The organism is Desulfofalx alkaliphila DSM 12257 (assembly GCF_000711975.1).
Lineage (GTDB): Bacteria > Bacillota > Desulfotomaculia > Desulfotomaculales > Desulfohalotomaculaceae > Desulfofalx > Desulfofalx alkaliphila.
Genome location: NZ_JONT01000066.1, coordinates 1 through 1,251, shown reverse-complemented (window position 1 = coordinate 1,251; position 1,251 = coordinate 1). Strand labels below are relative to the sequence as shown.

The following is a 1,251-nucleotide window of genomic DNA, read 5'->3' as shown; positions in this document are numbered from 1 at the left end:
CCTGTAAAGGTTAGCCCACCGGCTTCGGGTGTTGCCAACTTTCGTGGTGTGACGGGCGGTGTGTACAAGACCCGGGAACGTATTCACCGCAGTATGCTGACCTGCGATTACTAGCGATTCCTGCTTCATGCAGGCGAGTTGCAGCCTGCAATCCGAACTTAGACCTGCTTTCTGGGATTTGCTCCACCTCGCGGTTTCGCTTCCCTCTGTACAGGCCATTGTAGCACGTGTGTAGCCCAGGACATAAGGGGCATGATGATTTGACGTCGTCCCCACCTTCCTCCGTTTTGTCAACGGCAGTTCCGCTAGAGTGCCCACCTTTACGTGATGGCAACTAACAGTAGGGGTTGCGCTCGTTGCGGGACTTAACCCAACATCTCACGACACGAGCTGACGACAACCATGCACCACCTGTCTCTTTGTCTCCGAAGAGAAGGTCCTATCTCTAGGACGGGCAAAGGATGTCAAGCCCTGGTAAGGTTCTTCGCGTTGCGTCGAATTAAACCACATGCTCCACCGCTTGTGCGGGTCCCCGTCAATTCCTTTGAGTTTCAGTCTTGCGACCGTAGTCCCCAGGCGGAGTGCTTAGCGCGTTAACTACGGCACTGAAGGGGTCGATACCTCCAACACCTAGCACTCATCGTTTACGGCGTGGACTACCAGGGTATCTAATCCTGTTCGCTACCCACGCTTTCGCGCCTCAGCGTCAGTTACAGGCCAGGAAGCCGCCTTCGCCACGAGTATTCCTCCTAATATCTACGCATTTCACCGCTACACTAGGAATTCTACTTCCCTCTCCTGCACTCAAGTTAATCAGTTTTAGAGGCAATCCCAAGGTTAAGCCCTGGGCTTTCACCTCTAACTTAATCAACCGCCTACACGCCCTTTACGCCCAGTAATTCCGGACAACGCTTGCCCCCTACGTGTTACCGCGGCTGCTGGCACGTAGTTAGCCGGGGCTTACTCCTATGGTACCGTCACTTTCTTCTTCCCATAGAACAAAGGTTTACAACCCGAAGGCATTCTTCCCTCACGCGGCGTTGCTCCGTCAGGGTTTCCCCCATTGCGGAATATTCCCCACTGCTGCCTCCCGTAGGAGTCTGGACCGTGTCTCAGTTCCAGTGTGGCCGATCGCCCTCTCAGGCCGGCTACCCATCGTTGCCTTGGGGGTCCGTTACACCTCCAACTAGCTAATGGGACGCGGACTCATCTATCAGCGGTAAGCCCTTTCAATATCATGGCATGCGCCAT

The 1,251-nt window shown here is 54.7% G+C and carries 1 rRNA gene; it reads right to left on the bottom strand.

Annotated elements, in window-relative coordinates:
• Positions 1–1,251: ribosomal RNA gene (locus BR02_RS0113135) — 16S ribosomal RNA — on the bottom strand; the annotation flags it as partial.